Source organism: Comamonas composti DSM 21721, from assembly GCF_000429845.1.
In the GTDB taxonomy this organism is placed as follows: Bacteria; Pseudomonadota; Gammaproteobacteria; order Burkholderiales; family Burkholderiaceae_C; genus Comamonas; species Comamonas composti.
Genome location: NZ_AUCQ01000012.1, coordinates 1 through 18,851, shown reverse-complemented (window position 1 = coordinate 18,851; position 18,851 = coordinate 1). Strand labels below are relative to the sequence as shown.

14 protein-coding genes are annotated in these 18,851 nt (G+C 65.2%); 12 read left to right on the top strand and 2 right to left on the bottom strand.

Translation table 11 applies throughout. From position 1 onward, the window contains the following. The first annotated feature begins 284 nt into the window (after positions 1-284). The gene (htpX, locus tag G486_RS0107975; RefSeq protein ID WP_027015075.1) at positions 285-1,157 is read left to right on the top strand and encodes a protease HtpX; all 873 of its coding nucleotides are present in this window, start codon (positions 285-287) and stop codon (positions 1,155-1,157) included. A 458-nt stretch (positions 1,158-1,615) separates the two neighbouring features. Here htpX and G486_RS0107970 read toward each other — a convergent pair whose 3' ends face one another. Continuing rightward, positions 1,616-3,064, bottom strand: coding sequence for an ABC transporter substrate-binding protein (locus G486_RS0107970; RefSeq protein ID WP_084455122.1), 1,449 nt, complete (start codon positions 3,062-3,064; stop codon positions 1,616-1,618). A 324-nt stretch (positions 3,065-3,388) separates the two neighbouring features. Between G486_RS0107970 and G486_RS0107965 the strand changes: the two genes are divergently transcribed. Continuing rightward, on the top strand, positions 3,389-5,317 hold the full coding sequence (locus tag G486_RS0107965) for a sensor domain-containing diguanylate cyclase (RefSeq protein ID WP_245587274.1): 1,929 nt from the start codon (positions 3,389-3,391) through the stop codon (positions 5,315-5,317). Between the two features lie 15 nt (positions 5,318-5,332). Here the strand turns inward: G486_RS0107965 and G486_RS0107960 are convergent, their stop codons facing one another. Beyond that, entirely contained in the window at positions 5,333-6,235 is a 903-nt protein-coding gene (locus G486_RS0107960; protein ID WP_027015072.1) for a LysR family transcriptional regulator, read from the bottom strand. A 216-nt stretch (positions 6,236-6,451) separates the two neighbouring features. Here G486_RS0107960 and G486_RS0107955 point away from each other — a divergent pair, with 216 nt between their 5' ends. The 10 genes from G486_RS0107955 to G486_RS0107910 all read left to right on the top strand — a co-directional run. Continuing rightward, on the top strand, positions 6,452-8,566 hold the full coding sequence (locus G486_RS0107955; RefSeq protein WP_027015071.1) for a 3-hydroxyacyl-CoA dehydrogenase NAD-binding domain-containing protein: 2,115 nt from the start codon (positions 6,452-6,454) through the stop codon (positions 8,564-8,566). A 186-nt stretch (positions 8,567-8,752) separates the two neighbouring features. After that, a complete protein-coding gene (locus G486_RS0107950) occupies positions 8,753-9,934 on the top strand; it encodes an acetyl-CoA C-acyltransferase (protein ID WP_027015070.1) in 1,182 nt (393 codons plus the stop codon). A gap of 125 nt (positions 9,935-10,059) precedes the next feature. Beyond that, positions 10,060-11,256, top strand: coding sequence for an acyl-CoA dehydrogenase family protein (locus G486_RS0107945; protein ID WP_027015069.1), 1,197 nt, complete (start codon positions 10,060-10,062; stop codon positions 11,254-11,256). Between the two features lie 138 nt (positions 11,257-11,394). Next, the gene (locus tag G486_RS0107940; protein ID WP_027015068.1) at positions 11,395-12,522 is read left to right on the top strand and encodes an acyl-CoA dehydrogenase family protein; all 1,128 of its coding nucleotides are present in this window, start codon (positions 11,395-11,397) and stop codon (positions 12,520-12,522) included. Between the two features lie 173 nt (positions 12,523-12,695). After that, entirely contained in the window at positions 12,696-13,487 is a 792-nt protein-coding gene (locus tag G486_RS0107935) for an oxepin-CoA hydrolase, alternative type (RefSeq protein ID WP_027015067.1), read from the top strand. 83 nt (positions 13,488-13,570) lie between these two features. Then, positions 13,571-14,821, top strand: coding sequence for a CaiB/BaiF CoA transferase family protein (locus G486_RS0107930; protein WP_027015066.1), 1,251 nt, complete (start codon positions 13,571-13,573; stop codon positions 14,819-14,821). 97 nt (positions 14,822-14,918) lie between these two features. Next, positions 14,919-15,923 (top strand): Bug family tripartite tricarboxylate transporter substrate binding protein, encoded by a 1,005-nt coding sequence (locus G486_RS0107925; RefSeq protein ID WP_027015065.1) that lies wholly within the window; start codon positions 14,919-14,921, stop codon positions 15,921-15,923. 178 nt (positions 15,924-16,101) lie between these two features. Continuing rightward, entirely contained in the window at positions 16,102-17,112 is a 1,011-nt protein-coding gene (locus G486_RS0107920; protein WP_027015064.1) for a Bug family tripartite tricarboxylate transporter substrate binding protein, read from the top strand. A 7-nt stretch (positions 17,113-17,119) separates the two neighbouring features. Beyond that, entirely contained in the window at positions 17,120-18,094 is a 975-nt protein-coding gene (locus G486_RS0107915) for an NAD(P)H-dependent flavin oxidoreductase (protein WP_027015063.1), read from the top strand. 32 nt (positions 18,095-18,126) lie between these two features. Beyond that, positions 18,127-18,851 (top strand): electron transfer flavoprotein subunit beta/FixA family protein (locus G486_RS0107910; RefSeq protein WP_034386956.1); only part of this gene is annotated, 725 nt, incomplete at its 3' end.

Below are 18,851 nucleotides of genomic sequence, written 5' to 3'. Positions count from 1 at the left end.
CGAGCCGGCATCGATACACGCAGCCGAGAGTCAAGGCGGACTGGGGCTGATCTGCGCTGGAGGGCAGAACTTTTGCTTTTATGATGAATCCCTCAGATTCCGAGTTGCTGGCTGGCTGAGCCACAATCAGCAGCAGAGTTTCACGTCGCCTGGCTCATAAGCAGTACAACAACGAGACACAGGGCGTGGATGGGTTGAAAAAGGGTGCAAAGCCCTTATCTGCCAAAGCCGCAGAGCTCGAAATTCCACATCCCTCTTCCCCATCCTGATGGAGAACCCCTTAGATGAAACGCATTGCACTTTTTCTGCTGACCAACGTTGCCGTGGTGGCGGTGCTGGGCATTGTTGCCAGCCTGCTCGGCGTGAACCGTTATTTCACGGCCAATGGATTGAACTTCGGAGCCCTGCTGGGCTTTGCCTTCGTGATGGGCTTTGGCGGCGCCATCATCTCGCTTTTGATCTCCAAGCCCATGGCCAAATGGACCTCGGGCGTGCATGTGATCAACCAGCCGCGCAATGCCGATGAGGCCTGGATCGTCCAGACGGTGCAAAACTTTGCCCAGAAGGCCGGCATAGGCATGCCCGAAGTGGGCATTTACGAAGGCGAGCCCAATGCCTTTGCCACGGGCGCGTTCAAGAACTCGGCCCTGGTCGCGGTCTCCACGGGCCTGCTCGAAGGCATGACGCGTGAGGAGGTCGAGGCCGTGATCGGCCATGAGGTGGCCCACATCGCCAATGGCGACATGGTGACCATGACCCTGATCCAGGGCGTGATGAACACTTTCGTGGTCTTTCTGTCGCGCGTCATCGGCTATGCGGTGGACAGCTTCTTGCGCAAGAACGACGAAAACAGCTCGGGCCCCGGCATCGGCTATTACGTGACCACCATCGTGCTGGACATCGTGCTGGGCTTTGCGGCGGCCATCGTCGTGGCCTGGTTCTCGCGTCAGCGCGAATTCCGTGCCGACGCCGGAGCTGCCCAGCTCATGGGCCGCAAGCAGCCCATGATGAATGCGCTGGCCCGTCTGGGCGGAATGCATGCAGGCGAATTGCCCAAGAGCGTGGCCGCCATGGGCATTACCGGCGGCATAGGCAAGCTGTTCTCCACCCACCCGCCGATCGAGGAGCGCATCGCGGCCTTGCAAAACAGCCAGTAATCGCGTCTTTTACATCGGAGCAAAGCCCTGGTCAGCCAGGGCTTTGGCTTTGGGAGATTGATGATTTTGGCCTCTGGCGCTTAACTGGCAGGCGCTTGTAGCTATCGAAAATGAAGCAGAAGGCTTGGGCCATCGGGGCCATGGCATCCCAAAGCCGATGCCAGCAAAGCCGGGGGGGCCGGGGCGATGTCAACAGAAAGGGTGCCGTACACGCTGCAGCCCCCATCCCCACCTTCCCCCGATGGGGGAAGGGGCCATACCGGCAAGGGCTCAGGCCGGAGTTTGGATGCAGTCGCGCCCTGGTTGGGTCATACCCATGAGAGGCCATCACGGCCGGGATCGGACACGGCTCGGAAGCCCGCGCGGCCCAGCCCAGGGACACTGAGCAAGGGCCGCCCCGCAGCGAGAGTGTCGTCCCCCAGGGGGGAAGCGGCGCAGCCGCTCAGGGGGGATCCCATTCACCCCCAACGCATGGCCGCCACGTCATGGGCGAAGATGGGGTAGTTCATCCAGGCGCCTTGCAGGCCCTTGCGCACCACGGTGCTGATCTGGGGCACAAAGATCCAGGCGTTGACTGCGTCCTCGGCCAGCTGGCGCTGCAGTCTCGCAAACAGCAGCTGACGCTGGCGCGGGTTCTCGGTTCTGGCATGCAGTGCGAGCAGGCTGCGGAACGACGGGCTGTCGTAGCCGAAGTAGTAGTCGGGGTCGGCGTAGATGTCGATGTCGTGAGGTTCGACGTGGTTGATCAGCGTCATGTCGAAATGGCCGCGAAAGCAGGACTCCATCCACTGCTTCCAGCTCATGGGCGCCTGGCGCACGAGAATGCCGACCTCGGCCAGGTCCTTGGCCACCACCGGGCCACCAGCCCGCGCATAGGGCGTGGGGGGCAGGCTCAGGTCCAGCCGCAGAGGCGTGGTGACACCCGCCTGCTGCAGCAGGGCGCGCGCGCGCACCGGATCGTAGGGATACATATGGGCCAGATGCACGTAGCCGGGCTCCGAAGGCGCGAAGTGGCTGCCTATGGCCGTGCCGCGGCCTTCGAGCACCTTGGCGATGAAGGCCTCGCGGTCTATGGCGTGGGCGATGGCGCGGCGCACGCGCACATCGTTCAAGGGGCTGCGCCGGTTGTTGAGGGCCAGCATGCCCTTGCCGCCCGATGCGCCCACCAGCACCTGGTAGCGCGCATCGCCCTGAAAGCGGCTCAAGCTCAGGGTCGCGAAGTTGAAGAACAGGTCGATCTCGCCGCTCTCCAGCGCCTGCATCTGCTGGGCCGCATGGCTGATGAAGCGGAAGTTGGCCCTGTCCATGGCGGGTGCGCGCCAATGGCCTGGAACCTTTTCCAGCGCAATATTGAGTCCGGAATCCCAGCGGGCCAGCCGAAACGGGCCTGTGCCCACGGGCCTGCTGGCGGCCGTGGCCGCGCTGTCCGGGTGCAGGATGACGGCTGGAGCCTCACCGAGGCGAAACAGGAAAAAGCTGTCGGAGCGGTGCAGGCTCAGCGCGACCGTGTGCTCGTCCGGCGTGCTCAGCTGGGCAATGTTCTCGAACAGGGGCTTGCGCGCCTTGTTGACCGAGCCCGGCGCGCGCGCTCGCTCGAACGAAAAGCGCACGGCTGCTGCATTGAAGGCCGAGCCATCGTGAAAGCGCACGCCTGGGCGCAGATGGAAGACATAATCGCGCCCGTTCGGGCTCTGGCTCCAGCGCTCGGCGAGCAAGGGCGTGATGCTGCCGTTCTCCTCGATCCTGGTCAGGCCTTCGAACAGGTTGTAGTGGCTGACCTGGGCGGCCGAGGCGGCGGCCGTCGAGGACGGGTCCAGGCTGTCTGGCTCCAGCGCAAGATTGAGCGTGACCGACGAGGGCCTGGCTGGGGAGGCAAGGGCAGCGCCGGGACCGAGCAAAAGCGCCATGGTCTGTTTCAGGCAATTTCGCCGCGAGCTTGAGATCATTCGGATGGCATGGCTCCAAGCGGTTGCATGGCGTGTGGTGCACGCTCTTGCACAGGGTAAAGTGCAAACTAGTGTGACATATTCATAATCCGAGAGGGGGATGACCAGGGGGCCTACCCTGTGTGCGCTGTCTTCACAAGCGTGCATGATGACGACTTTTTAAGCAGTTTCTTGTTTGCTCTTCGTTCAGGCTGGCTGATGAGGCTTTTCAAAGCGCTACAACGCAAATCCACAGGGATCAGGAACAGCTGCGGCCTGTTGCCAGCCTTGCTGTTTCCCTTGGCCATGCTGCTGATCAGCATCGTATGGCTGAGCCTGGCGCTTTACGAGGAGAGGGAGCAGCGCTTTCGGCACCAGGTGGAGCTCGGCCTCAAGTCACTGGGGGAGCTCCAGGTCAAGCGCGTGGTCGAGTGGCGAAGCCGCCGTCTTGCCGATGCCATGGCCCTGACCGATGACAGCCTGTTTGCGAAGGCTGTCGTGCGCTGGCAGCGCACCTCGGCACCCGAGCTCGAGGCCGTGGTCAACGAGCGCCTGCGGATTCTGGTCGAGCGCAGCCACTATACGGTGGCCCTGTTGCTGTCACCTGAGGGACGCCTGTTGATCAGCTCGGACAGCAGCCAGGATGGCGCCCTGTCCGCGCAGGCACAAAAAGCCTTGAGGCAGGCGCTGGACAGTGCCCAGCCCGTGCTCGCCGAGCCCCATGAGGAGCAGCGCTTCTCCTTTCCTTTCATCGGTGTGTTTGCGCCGCTGTACGAGGGCGAGCGCGCCATAGGCGTGGTCTGGCTGGTGGCCGACATGAGAAGCTCTCTGTATCCGCAACTCGAGGGCTGGCCCAACAACAGCCAGACGGGGGAGTCGCTGCTGTTGCAGCGCAATGAGGATGGCGTCATCGTGCCCATCAACCCGCTGCGTCATGGCGACCAGACGCTGTTCGAGAGCATGGGGCACAAGGACAATCCCGCGACCATGGCCTTTCAGGGCGTGCGCGGCGTGACCTATGGGCATGACTACCGGGGCGCCGAGGTGTTGGCGGTCAGCAGTGCCGTGCCCGGATCGCCCTGGATGCTGGTCACCAAGATCGACGTGGCCGAGGCCTTCATCCAGAAGCAGCGGCGTGAAGGCCTGGCGGCCGGCCTGCTCATCGGGCTTGCACTGCTGCTGGTGGTGTCCATGGCCGCAATCTGGCAGTGGAATGCCTGGCGGCGTGAACGCACGCTCAAGCGCGCACTGGAGCGCAACATGCGCTGGCTGGAGAACGCCCAGAAGGCCGCATCCATAGGCTATTTCGCCTATGAAGAAGGCAGCCAGCGGTTCCACATGTCGGGCATGGCCTGCATCATCTTCGGCCTGCCCAAGAATGACGTCATGGCGCTGCGCGAGTGGATATCCATGCTCTCCCCGCTGGACCGCGAGCAGACCCTGGCGATCCACGGCAAGGCCATGAGCCGGCGCACGCCCCTGCATGCCCAGTACCGCATCAACCGCCAAAGCGATGGCGAGCTGCGCTGGATACAGGTCTGGGGCGAGTATGAGGACAAGCCCATCAGCGGGCGCACGGCTCGCATGACGGGCACGGTGCAGGACATCAGCGACCGCAAGCAGGCCGAGGAGCAGCTGGAGAGCTACCGCTCCGCACTGGAAGCCCAGGTGAGGCTGGATCCGCTGACGCGTGTCTCCAACCGCCTGGCGCTGGACGAGGCCGTGGCCAGTGAGTGGAACCGCGCCATGCGCCATGGCACGACGCTGGCCCTGCTCATGGTCGATGTAGACCACTTCAAGGCCTACAACGACTTCTACGGTCACCTTGCGGGAGACCGCTGCCTGCAGCAGGTGGCCCAGGCATTGCGCGGATCGCTGCGCCGTGCGGGCGAGCTTGTGGCGCGTTATGGCGGCGAGGAGTTTGCCGTGCTGCTGCCCGATGCCGACGAGCAGCAGGCGATGGATACGGCCCAGCGGCTTGGCGAGGCCGTGCGTGCGCTCGAGTTGCGGCATGAGGCGCCGGGCGCCCAAAGCCTGGTGAGCGTGAGCATAGGCATGGCTTGCCTGAGCCCTTGCTACAAACCGGGCCAGACGGCGGGCGAAGAGGGGGTGCTGGGCGCACAGGATTTGTTCCAGCGCGCTGACGAGGCCTTGTACCAGGCCAAGCAACAGGGCCGGGCCCGGGTCTGTGCCTACACGGCGGATGCGAGCGGCCTGGCCACGAGCGGGGCCTGATCCGGAATCAAGCGATCAGGTTGCTGCCTGATCGCTGGCGCCGGCCTTGGCGAGCAGAAAGTCTATGCAGGTGCGCACGGCCCGGGTCTGGTGGCGGTTGGGCAGGTACAGCAGATACATGTGGGTGCCGAAGATGCTCAGCCGGTATTCCTCCAGCGTGGTCAGCACCTCGCCGCTGAGCACCTCGTTCTGCACCACATAGTCGGGCACCAGGCCTACGCCCAGGCCGGCCAGAATGCCCTGGCGCAGAAAGGGAAAGTGCTCGGAGATCAGGGTGGGCTCGAGCAGCACCTCCTGGCGCTCCTGGCCCTGGTAGGCCGACAGGCGCAGCTGGCGGCCCATGACGCCGGCCGTGATCACGGGGCTGTTGCGCAGCTCGTAGAGCGTGGCCGGCAGCCCGTGCTGCTCCACATAGGCCCTGGAGGCGCAGGCCACGTAGCGCACATTGCCCAGGCTGCGCGCGATCACCGACAGCGGCGGCTCCTGGACCACGCGGATCGCAATGTCGACCTCGTCGCGCAGGTTATCCGCGCGGTTCTCGAACAGCACGTCGAGCACGATGCCCGGATACAGGCGCTTGAACTCGATCAGCCAGCCGCTCATCACGATCTGCCCATAGCCGCTGGGCACGCTGATGCCCACGCGCCCCTGCAGGCCCTGGCCCAGCGAGGCAATGGTTTCGCGCGCGGCCAGCATTTCGTTCTGGATGCTGCGCCCGTGCTCGTAGAGCTTGAGGCCCAGCTCCGTCGGCTCCACACGCCGCGTGGAGCGCTTGACCAGTTGCACGCCCACGGCCTTTTCAAGCTGGGTCAGGTGGTAGCTCACATTGGCGCGCGTCATCTTGAGCTTGCGCGCAGCCTGGCTCAGATTGCCGCTGTCGATGATTTCAACCAGCAGGGTGAGGGTGTTCAGGTCCATGACGGGCTTGGAAATGGTGTCAAGTATTACTTGACGCTCTGTCAATGAATCATGTGATTGTAAAGATTCATTATCGTCGTGAGAATGGATATCGAACAAACCATGATGCCGGCCATGGTCCGCCCGCAGCCATGGCACCGTCCGCGTGGCCGGCCCGAGAGCGCAGAGCATGCGGGCGCTTCAGGGGCGGCCCTACTTTTCTTTGGAGACAACTGCATGAGTCAAGAAGTCCAAGCTTCCGTAGTCCATACCCGTCTAGATGGCGAGGTGCTGGTGGTCAGCATCAACAATCCCCCCGTGAATGCCCTGGGCCAGGCCGTGCGCGCAGGTCTGCTGGCTGCGGTGGAACAGGCTGCGGGCGATGCAGCCGTGCGCTGCGTGCTGTTGGTGGGCGAAGGCAAAGCCTTCATCGCGGGTGCCGACATCCGCGAGTTCGGCAAGCCCGCGATGCCGCCTTCCCTGCCCGAGGTCTGCAACCGCATCGAAGCGCTGGACAAGCCCGTGGTCGCCGCCATCCATGGCCCGGCCCTGGGCGGTGGCCTGGAGGTCGCCATGTCGGCCCATTACCGCCTGGCCCTGCCTGCGGCCAAGCTGGGTCTGCCCGAAGTCACGCTGGGCCTGCTGCCCGGCGCCGGCGGCACCCAGCGTGCGCCACGCCTCATGGGCGTCAAGGCGGCGACCGAGCTCATGCTCGGCGGCAAGCACCTGTCGGCCAAGGCCGCCCAGGCTGCAGGCCTGGTGGACAAGCTGGCCGAAGGCCAGGACGTGCTGGCCGCAGGCCTGGCCTATGCGCGCGAGCTGCTGGCCCAGGGCGCACAGCCGCGCCGCACGCGCGACATCGAGATCGCCGACAAGGCTGCGGCCCTGGCCGAGCTCGATGCGCTGGCGGCCGATACGGCCAAGAAATCGCGTGGCCTGTTCTCGCCCGCAAAAATCGTGGAATGCGTGCGCGCTGCCGTGGAGCTGCCCTTCGACGAAGGCCTGGCCCGCGAGCGTGCGCTGTTCACAGAATGCCTGGACAGCCCGCAGCGCGCAGGCCTGGTCCATGCGTTCTTTGCCGAGCGCGAAGTGGTCAAGATCCCCGAGGCCAAGGCCGCCGCGCCGCGCGCCTTTGCCAAGATCGCCATCATCGGCGGCGGCACCATGGGTGCGGGCATCACGGTCTCGGCCCTGGATGCGGGTCTGCCCGTGGTCATGATCGAGCGCGATGCCGAGTCCATCGCACGCGGCCAGGCGAATGTGGAAAAGGTCTATGACGGCCTGATCGCCAGGGGCCGCATGACTGCCGAGGCCAAGGCGGCGGTCATGGCGCGCTACACGCCCTCGACCAGCTACGACGACATCGGCGACGTGGACCTCGTGATCGAGGCCGTGTTCGAGGACCTCGAAGTCAAGAAGGCCGTGTTCAAGGAGCTGGACCGCGTCTGCAGGAAGGGCGCGGTGCTGGCCACCAACACCTCCTACCTGGACATCGACGCCATTGCGGCGGCCACCAGCCGCCCCGAGGATGTGATCGGCCTGCACTTCTTCAGCCCGGCGAACATCATGAAGCTGCTGGAGATCGTGGTCCCCGCCAAGGTGGCGCCCGATGTCGTGGCCACGGCCTTCGAGCTGGCCAAGAAGCTCAAGAAGGTGCCCGTGCGCGCAGGCGTCTGCGACGGCTTCATCGGCAACCGCATCCTGGCCATCTACAAGCAGGCCGCCGACTACATCATGGAAGACGGCGCCAGCCCCTACGAGATCGACGAGGCCGTGCGCGGCTTCGGCTACCCCATGGGCCCGTTTCAGGTCACCGACCTGGCCGGCGGCGACATCGGCTGGGCCACGCGCAAGCGCCGCGCCGCCACGCGCGACCCCAAGGCGCGCTATGTGGAGATCGCCGACCGCGTCTGCGAGCAGGGCTGGTTCGGCCAGAAGACCGGCCGCGGCTTCTACCTCTACCCCCAGGGCGTGCGCGTGGGCCAGGCCGATCCCGAGGTGCTGGCCATCGTGGACGCCGAGCGCGCCAAGAAGGGCATCACGCCGCGCAAGTTCACGGCCGATGAAATCATGCGCCGCTACATGGCGGCCATGGTCAACGAAGGCGCCAAGGTCGTGGAAGAAGGCATTGCCCTGCGCCCGCTGGATGTGGACGTGACCTTCATCTCCGGCTATGGCTTTCCGCGCCATCGCGGCGGCCCCATGAAGTGGGCCGACATGCAGGGCCTGGAGAAGGTGCTGGCCGACATCCGCGAATTCGCCAAGGAAGACGCGCTGTTCTGGAAGCCCGCGCCGCTGCTGGAAAAGCTGGTCGCCGAAGGCAAGAGCTTCGAGAGCCTGAACAGCCTCTGATGCGCCTGCGGGCGTGTTCTTCGGGAGCCTGCGGCCGGCTGGCGCATGCTTCCGAAACAAGAGCTGCTAGCGCTTGCTACTGCTGGTTTTCAATATGAAAAATATCTGAAATCCAGTTGTATCAAGCGCTAGCAGCTCCTGAAAACATAGATAACTTTTGATAAAGAGACAACCGAGGAGATTCTCATGCGTGAAGCCGTCATCGTTTCCACAGCCCGCACACCGCTGACCAAGTCGCACCGTGGCGAGTTCAACATCACGCCCGCAGCCCAGCTGGCGGCCTATTCGGTCAAGGCGGCGGTCGAGCGCTCGGGCGTGGACCCCGAGAGCATCGAGGACCTGATCATGGGCTGCGGCAACCCCGACGGCTTCCAGGGCCGCAACCTGGGCCGCCAGGCCGTGCTGCGCGCCGAGCTGCCGCTGTCGATCGCGGGCACGACGATCACGCGCTACTGCGCCTCGGGCCTGCAGTCGATTGCGATTGCCGCAGGCCGCATCGTGGCCGAAGGCGTGGACGCCATGATTGCGGGCGGCGTGGAGACCATCTCCGGCATTCGCGCAGGCAACAACCTGCCCACCGACATGGACCCCTGGCTGGTCGAGCACAAGCCCGAGCTCTACATGGCCATGATCGATACGGCCGACGTGGTCGCCCGGCGCTACGGCATCAGCCGCGAGGACCAGGACGCGTTCTCGCTGCAAAGCCAGCAGCGCACGGCAGCAGCCCAGGCCGCCGATGTGTTCAAGGACGAGATCATCGCCTGCGCCACGCGCATGGCGGAAAAGAACAAGGAAACCGGCGAACTCACCTACCGCGACGTGGTCGCCACCAAGGACAACTGCAACCGCGCGAGCACCACGCTCGAAGGCCTGGCCAAGCTCGAGCCCGTGAAGGGGCCGGACCAGTTCGTCACCGCAGGCAATGCCTCCCAGCTGTCGGACGGCTCCAGCGCCTGCGTGCTCATGGAGGCCAAACAGGCCGAGCGCCTGGGCCTGTCGCCGCTGGGTGCCTTCCGCGGCTTTGCCGTGGCCGGCTGCGAGCCCGATGAAATGGGCATAGGCCCGGTGTTCGCTGTGCCGAAGCTGCTCGCGCGCCACGGCCTCAAGGTCGAGGACATCGACCTGTGGGAGCTCAACGAAGCCTTTGCCTCCCAGGCCCTGTACTGCCAGCGCAAGCTGGGCATTCCCAACGAGCGCCTGAACGTCAACGGCGGCGCGATCTCCATCGGCCATCCGTTCGGCATGACGGGTGCGCGCCTGGCCGGCCACATCCTGCTCGAAGGCCGCCGCCGCAAGGCCAAGTGGGGCGTGGTCACCATGTGCATCGCCGGTGGCATGGGGGCTGCAGGCCTGTTCGAGATTTACTGACATGCCCTGAGCTGCTGCGCAGCCACCGCCCTGAAAAAGGGGGCGGCCGCCTCGCCGCAGGATGCCCCCGGGGCCAGGGATTGGAAAGGCGCATGGCGCCATCATGGATGACTGAGGAAACAGCGATGGATTTGCAATTTACCCCCGAGGAGCTCGCGTTTCGCGATGAGGTGCGCTCCTTTTTGAAGGCCGAACTGCCCGAGCAGATGGCGCACAAGGTCAGGAACGGCCTGCAGCTTTCCAAGCAGGACATGGAGCAGTGGCACGCAATCCTCAACCAGCGCGGCTGGCTGGCCAACCACTGGCCCGAGCAGTACGGTGGCCCGGGCTGGGGCGCGGTGCAGAAATTCATCTTCGAGCATGAGTGCGCGCTCGCGGGCACGCCGCGCATCGTGCCCTTCGGCCTGTCCATGCTGGGCCCGGTGCTCATCAAGTACGGCAGCGAAGAGCAAAAGAGCTACTGGCTGCCGCGCATTCTGAACGGCGCCGACTGGTGGTGCCAGGGCTATTCGGAGCCGGGCTCGGGCTCGGACCTGGCCTCGGTCAAGACCACGGCCGTGCGCGATGGCGAGCACTACATCGTCAACGGCCAGAAGACCTGGACCACGCTGGGCCAGCACGCCAACATGATCTTCTGCCTGGTGCGCACCAACCGCGAGGTCAAGGCCCAGCAGGGCATCAGCTTTTTGCTGGTGGACATGAACACCCCGGGCGTGGAAGTGCGTCCCATCATCACGCTGGACGGCGAGCACGAGGTCAACGAAGTCTTCTTCACCGACGTCAAGGTGCCGGTCGCCAACCTCGTGGGCGAGGAAAACAAGGGCTGGACCTATGCCAAGTACCTGCTGACCTACGAGCGCACGAATATCGCGGGCGTGGGCTTCTCGGTGGCCGGCCTGGAAAAGCTCAAGCTCGTCGCGGATCGCGTGCAGTGCAACGGCAAGCCGCTCTCCAAAGATCCCTTGTTCGCCGCGCGCCTGGCCAAGGTCGAGATCGACCTCGAGAACATGAAGACCACCAATCTGCGCGTGATCGCCGCCGTGGCCGGCGGTGGTGTGCCGGGTGCGGAAAGCTCCATGCTCAAGATCAAGGGCACGGAAATCCGCCAGGAGCTGCTGTCCCTGCTGCGCCGTGCCATGGGCCCGTATGCCGCGCCCTTCATCGAAGAGGCCATGCAGGCCGGCTACGACCAGAGCCCCATAGGCGACGAGGCCGCGGCCACGGCTGCAGCCCAGTATTTCAACTACCGCAAGCTGTCCATCTTTGGCGGCTCCAACGAAATCCAGAAAAACATCATCTCCAAGATGATTCTGGGTCTGTGATCCCCCCTGGGCCGCTCCTGGCGCCTTCCCCCCCGGGGGACGACGCCTTTGCTGCGCGGCGGCCCTTGCCCGGCGTCCCTGGCGAGCCGGGCGGTGACATACGACAGCGATGCGCTGGACTGGGAAGAAAGAATTTTTATGAACTTTGAGCACACAGAAGACCGCCGCATGCTGGCGGACAGCCTGAACCGCTTTGTCTCCGAGCAGTACGCGATCGAGGCACGCAACCAGATCGCCTATGGCAGCGAAGGCCACAGCCCGCTGCTCTACAGCCAGTTCGCCGAGATCGGCGCCATCGGCGCGCTGTTCCCCGAAGAGGTGGGCGGCTTTGGCGGCACGGGCTTTGACATCAGCGTGATCTTCGAATGCCTGGGCCGTGGCCTCGTGGCCGAGCCCCTGCTGGGCGCCCTGGTCGTGGGCCAGGCCCTGGTGGCGGCAGGCAGCGATGCGCAAAAGCAAAAGCTGCAGGCCCTCATGGACGGCAGCCTGGTCGCTGCGCTCGCGCATGACGAGCCGGGCAGCCATTACGAGCTCAACAAGGTCTCGACCACGGCGGTCAAGCAGGGCCAGGGCTGGGTGCTGAACGGCGCCAAGGGCGTGGTCGCATTCGGCGAAAAGGCCGAGCTGCTGCTGGTCTCGGCGCGCAGCGCGGGCGCGCAGTTCGACGAGCAGGGCATCAGCCTGTTTCTCGTGCCCGGCGATGCCAAGGGCCTGCAAAAGCGCGGCTACAACCGCCTCGAAGGCGGTCGCGCGGCCGAGCTGGTGTTCGACCAGGTCGAGGTCGGTGCCGATGCCCTGCTGGGCCAGCAGGACCAGGGCTTGGCGCTGCTCGAACGCATTGCCGGCTATGCGCTGCTGGCATTGAGCGCCGAGGCCGTGGGCGCCATGGACGTGGCCAAGGACCAGACGCTCGAATACCTGCGCACGCGCAAGCAGTTCGGCGTGCCCATCGGCAGCTTCCAGGCCCTGCAGCACCGCATGGCCCAGTTGCTGCTCGAAGTCGAGCAGGCGCGCTCGGCCGTGATCAATGCGGCTGCCGCCATCGACGGCGAAGACCGCGTGGCGCGTGCCAAGGCCTTGTCGGCCGCCAAGTACAGCATTGGGCGCATAGGCACGCTGGTGGCCGAGGAAAGCATTCAGATGCACGGCGGCATCGGCATGACCTGGGAGCTGCCGCTGGCGCATTACGCCAAGCGTCTGGTGATGATCGATCACCAGTTCGGGGATGAGGACCATCACCTGAGCCGCTACATCGGCTCGCTCTGAGGCGCTGCGCAGCCCCTGCCTTCTTGCGGGAGGGCGGGGGAGCGGCTCCTGCCGGCTGTCACCAGCCAGGAGCCGCACCAGCTTTGCCGGCCGCGCCGGTAGGGGCGGTCGGGGTGTGAAGCCAGGGCTTTCTTGGAAGCCATTTCCTGGCGCATGGAATCGAGGAAAGAGAAATGAGTCAAGCATTGCTGGTGCGCCGCGAGGGCGCGGTGCTGGTGTTGTCCAACAACAACGTGGCGGCGCGCAATGCGCTCTCACCCGAGTTCTACCAGGGGGTGATCGCAGGCCTGAAGCAGGCTGCTGCGGACCCGGGCGTGGGCGCCGTGGTGCTCACGGGCGAGGGCGGGCATTTTTGTGCGGGCGGCGATCTGCGTCAGCTGGCCAAGCGGCGCGAGCTGCCGCGGCAGGAGCGCCGCGAAAAACTCGAAGGCCTGCATGAGCTGATCCGCGCCGTGCGTGACTGCCCCAAGCCCGTGATCGCAGCCGTCGAAGGCGCAGCTGCAGGCGCGGGCCTGTCCCTGGCCCTGGCCTGCGACATGCTGGTGGCCGCGAAGAATGCGGTGTTCTCCGTGGCCTATGTGAAGGTCGGCCTCACGCCCGATGGCGGTGCCACGGCCTTTCTGGCCGAGTTTGTCTCGCGCCAGGTGCTGACCGAGCTGTGCCTCACGGGCGAGCGCATCAGCGGCGAGCGCCTGGCCCAGTTGGGCCCGGTGAACCGCCTGACCGAAGCCGGTGCGGCCCTGGCCGAGGCGCTGCGCCTGGCCGAGCACATCGCCAGCGGGCCCGAGCAGGCCATGGCCCGCATCAAGAACCTGTGCCGCGAGGCTCCGCGCAACACGCTCGAAGAGCAGCTGGAGCTGGAGGCGCAGTACATGGTGATCTCTCAGGAAACCGAGGAGTCGCGCGAAGGCATTGGCGCCTTTCTCGAAAAGCGCCAGGCGGATTTTTCCAAGCTGCGCGCATGAGGTGAAGAGCCCGCGCTCCCTCTCTTTGCGGGAGGGGCGCGGCGGTGCAGGTGGCGATCAAGAAATTCCAAGGAGATGGATCAATGACGGAGAAGAAGGCGCAGGCCGAAGAGATGGACTTTCCCCTGGAGGGCGTGCGCGTGCTCGATCTGTCGCGCGTGTTTGCGGGGCCGCTGTGCGGCCAGGTGCTGGCCGACTTCGGCGCCGAGGTCATCAAGGTCGAGCACCCGGGAAGAGGGGACGACACACGTGACTGGGGGTTGCGCATAGGCAAGACCGAGACCTCGTACTACAACAGCATGAACCGCAACAAGCGGTCCATCACCATCGACCTGCAAAAGCCCGAGGGGCTGGGGCTGATCCATGAGCTGCTGCCGCAGTTCGATGTGGTGATTCACAACTTCAAGACCGGCGGGGCCGAGAAGCTGGGCCTGGGCTATGAGCAGCTCAAGGCCATCAAGCCCGACCTGATCTACTGCGCCGTGGCCGGCTATGACAGCAGCGGCCCCGAGGCCACGCGTCCCGGCTACGACCTGGTGATCCAGGGCGAGGCCGGGCTCATGGCCCTCAATGGCGAGGCCGGCACACCGCCGCTCAAGTTCGGCGTGGCCGTCGTCGATCTGATGACCGGCATGTCGGCGGCCCAGGCCGTGCTCGCCGCACTGTTTCGCCGCGAGCGCACGGGCCGTGGGCGGCTCATAGAGATGGCGTTGTACGACAGCGGCATCATGATCACCGGCTATTACGGGCTCGATGCGCTGCAGATCGGTCAGGACCCCGAGCGCTATGGCAATGCCCACCCCTCGATCGTTCCCTATGGCATGTATGAGGCTGCCGACGGGCCGCTGATCATCGCCGTGGGCAACAATGCCCAGTTCGAGAAGTTCTGCCGCCAGGTCATAGAGCGCCCCGACATCGTCGAGGACCAGCGCTTTGCCACGAACGTGAACCGTGCAAAGAACCGCCTGGTCCTGGCCCCGATGCTCAAGCAGCTGGTCGCGACCTTCTCGCGCGAGCTGCTGCTGGAGCGCCTCACGGCTGCGGGCATTCCCTGCGGCAAGGTCTCCGGCCTGCACGAGGCCCTGACCAGCGAGCGCACGCGGCGCAGCGGACTGGTGCAGCACATGCCCCACCCCGTGGTCGGAACCACGCCGGTGTTTGCGCCGCCCTACCGCCTCGATGGACAGCGCCTGCCGATCCGCAACGCGCCGCCCACGCTGGGCGAGGGCACGCGCGACGTGCTGCAAAAGCTGCTGGCCCTGGACGACGGGCAATTGCAGCAACTGCGCGACAGGGGCGTGCTCACCCTGCCCGACGAAGCCGGCCAGGACTGAGACGGCCTTGCATACCCCAGGAGCGCGGCCCAAAAGGCGGCGCTTCGTGCAGGCCGCCGGCCTGCACATTCACCGCAACCCATAAGGAGACAAGCTCATGAAGACCGAACTCAAACGACGCAATATTCTGCAAGCCATGGCCGCCTGCGGCGGCGCCAGCCTGCTGGGCACCAGTGCCCTGGCCCAGGGCAAGCCGGCCTGGCCGACCAAGGCCATACGCGTGGTCGTGCCTTTCAACGCCGGGGGCGCAACCGACATCATTGCGCGCACCGTGGGCGAGGCCCTGGCCAAGCGCCTGGGCCAGCCCGTCGTGATCGACAACCGTGGCGGCGCGGCCGGCATTCTGGGCACGGATGCCGTGGCCAAGGCCCAGCCTGACGGCCACACCCTGCTGATCTCGCTGAGCACCTCGATGCTCATCAACCAGTTCCTCTACACCAAGCTGCCCTACAACCCGCAAAAGGACTTTGCGATGATCACCCAGATCGCGGCGGCGCCCGTGACCCTGGTGGTCCACCCCTCGGTGCCCGCGAACAACATGAAGGAGCTGCTGGCCTATGTGAAGGCCAACAAGGGCAAGCTCTCCTATGGGTCCTGGGGTGTGGGCTCCTATGCCCACCTGGCTGGCGCCTACATGAGCAAGACCATGGACGCCGACATGACCCATGTGGCCTACAAGGGCGAGGCGCCCATGATCCAGGAGCTGATCGGCGGCCAGTTGCAGATCTGCTTTTCGAGTGCCCAGAACACCAAGCCCTTCATCGAATCGGGCCGCCTCAAGGCGATTGGCGTGACCGGCAAGGAGCGCATGGAAATCCTGCCCAAGGTGGCGACCATCTTCGAGCAGGGCGTGAAGGACGATGCCTACTCGATCTACGGCTGGGTGGGCATGGCCGCACCCGCAGGCCTGCCCCAGGAGATCCTCGATCAGCTCTACGCTCACCTGAGCGAGATCGTCAAGGACCCCAAGATGCAGGAGCGCACCAAGGGCGCGGGCTTCATGCCCATGATGAACAGCCCCCAGGCCTTCGCGGAGAACTACAAGCGCGACATGCCGGTCTGGAAGGCCCTGGTCGAGGAAGCCGGCGCACGCCTGGATTGATGGACGGCTCTGCACGGAGCTGTTTTGCCGCAGCCCCTGATCGCAGGGGCATGCGGTCTTGAATGTGATGTGGGTGGCGCGCGGCATGGATCTGCGGTTCGCCATCCGATCGGATGCCGGTACCCGAAACCCTTGGGGCCGGATTTTTAAGCGCACTTGATTGACAGGAGACACCACCATGCAAAAGCGCAATCCCTTTTTTGCCCCCACTCGGCGCCAGGCTCTGGCCCTTGCTGCCGCCCCCTTGATGGCCGGCCTGGCTGGCAGTGCTTTCGCGCAGCAAAATGGCTGGCCCGACAAGATGGTGCGTCTGGTCGTGCCCTTCCCCGCAGGCGGCCCTACCGATACGAGCTCGCGCATCGTGGCCCAGAGGCTGGGCGAGCGCCTCAAGCAGATGGTGGTCGTGGACAACCGTCCCGGCGCCTCCGGCTCGATTGCCGCAGCCCAGGTGGCCAAGGGTCCGGCCGACGGCTATACGCTGATGATGCTGGCCACGCCGACCCTGCTGGCCCCGCATCTGTTCAGAAAGGCCGGCTATGACGTGACGCGCGACTTCGCGCCCATTGCCCTGGTCTATGACCTGCCCATCGTGGTGGTCGTGAACCCGACCCTGATGCCCCAGGTGACCGATCTGCAAAAGCTGGTCGCCTATGCCAAGGAGCGCAAGGGCCTGGTCAACTACACCAGCGCAGGCACGGGCAGCTTCGGCCACCTGAGCATGGAGCTGCTCAAGCAGATGGGCGACTTCGACATGATGCACGTGCCCTACAAGGGCAGCGCGCCTGCGATCACCGACACCATTGGCGGCCAGGTTCCCGTGATGTTCGCGGACCTGATTGCAGCCCTGCCGCACATCCAGTCGGGCAAGCTGCGTGCCATCGCCGTGGGATCGCCCCAGCGCGTGAGCATTCTTCCCGACGTCAAGACCGCTGCGGAGCAAGGCTTCAAGGGCTACGAGGCCGTGGCCTGGGGCGGACTGGTGGCACCTGCGGGAACACCCCAGGCCATCGTCGACCGTCTGGCCAGCGAAGTGGGCCAGATCCTTGCCGAAAAGCAGACCCAGGACAAGATCATGGGCGTGGGCGCCTATGCGCGCTATCTGCCGCCGGCGAAGATGGGCGAGCTGATTGCCGACGACTACCGCAAGTGGGGTCAGATCATCCGCGACAAGGGCATTGCATCGGAGTGAGCAGAGCATGAAGACACGTATCACCGAACTTTTCGGCATAGAGCATCCGATCATCCAGGGCGGCATGCACCATGTGGGCCTGGCCGAGCTCGCGGCGGCCGTCTCCAACGCCGGCGGCCTGGGCATCATCACGGGCCTGACCCAGCGCACGCCCGAGCTGCTGGCCAGGGAGATCGCGCGCTGCCGCGAGATGACGGACAAGCCCTTCGGCGTGAACCTGACCTTTCTGCCCTCGGTCAATCCGCCCGACTACCCGGGCTATGTGAAGGCCATCATCGAAGGCGGGGTCAAGGTCGTGGAGACGGCAGGCAACAACCCGCAACAATGGCTGCCCGCGCTTAAGGAGGCGGGCATCAAGGTCATCCACAAGTGCACCTCGGTGCGCCATGCACTCAAGGCCGAGGCCATTGGCTGCGATGCGATCAGCGTCGATGGCTTTGAATGCGGCGGCCACCCCGGCGAGGACGATGTGCCCAACTTCATCCTGCTGCCGCGCGCGGCCCAGGAGCTGAAGATTCCCTTTGTGGCATCGGGCGGCATGGCCGATGGCCGCTCCCTCGTGGCTGCGCTGGCCCTGGGAGCCGAAGGCATCAACATGGGCACGCGCTTCATCGCCACTCAGGAGGCGCCCGTGCACGACAGGGTCAAGCAGGCGATCGTCGCGGCCAGCGAGCTCGATACGCGTCTGGTGATGCGCCCGCTGCGCAATACCGAGCGCGTGCTGAACAACCAGGCCACCGAGCGCCTGCTGCAAAAGGAGCGCGAGCTGGGCTCGCAGATCAGCTTTGCCGACATCGCGCCCGAAGTGGCCGGGGTCTATCCGCGCATCATGCAGGATGGCGAGATGGATGCCGGTGTCTGGTCCTGCGGCATGGTCGCGGGCCTGATTCAGGATGTGCCCACGGTGCAGGAGCTCATCACCTCCATCATGGCCGAGGCCGAGGCGCTGGTGCTCGAACGCCTGGCCGGTCTGGTTCGTTAATCCTTTCAACCGTTCAATCTGGAAAGCTCGCTATGAAAATTCTTGTTCCCGTCAAGCGCGTGGTGGACTACAACGTGAAAGTCCGCGTGAAGTCGGACGGTACGGGTGTGGACATCGCCAACGTCAAGATGAGCATGAACCCCTTTGACGAGATCGCCGTCGAAGAGGCCGTGCGTCTCAAGGAAAAAGGCCAGGCCACCGAAGTCATCGCCGTGTCCTGCGGCGTGGCCCAGTGCCAGGAGACGCTGCGCACGGCCATGGCCATTGGTGCGGATCGCGCCATCCTGGTCGAGACCGATGCCGAGCTGCAGCCGCTGGCCGTGGCCAAGCTGCTCAAGGCCCTGGTGGACAAGGAGCAGCCGGGCCTGGTGATCCTGGGCAAGCAGGCCATCGACGACGATGCCAACCAGACTGGCCAGATGCTGGCGGCGCTGGCCGATCTGCCGCAGGCGACGTTTGCGAGCAAGGTCGAGCTGGCAGGCGACAAGGTGAACGTGACGCGTGAAGTCGACGGCGGCCTGGAGACGCTGGCCCTGTCCACGCCTGCGGTGATCACCACCGACCTGCGCCTGAACGAGCCGCGCTATGTGACGCTGCCCAACATCATGAAGGCCAAGAAAAAGCCTTTGGAGACCATCAAGCCCGAGGATCTGGGAGTGGATGTGGCTGCGCGCCTGAAGACCCTGAAGGTGGTCGAGCCCGCCAAGCGCGGCGCCGGTGTCAAGGTGCCGGACGTGGCAACCCTGGTGGGCAAGCT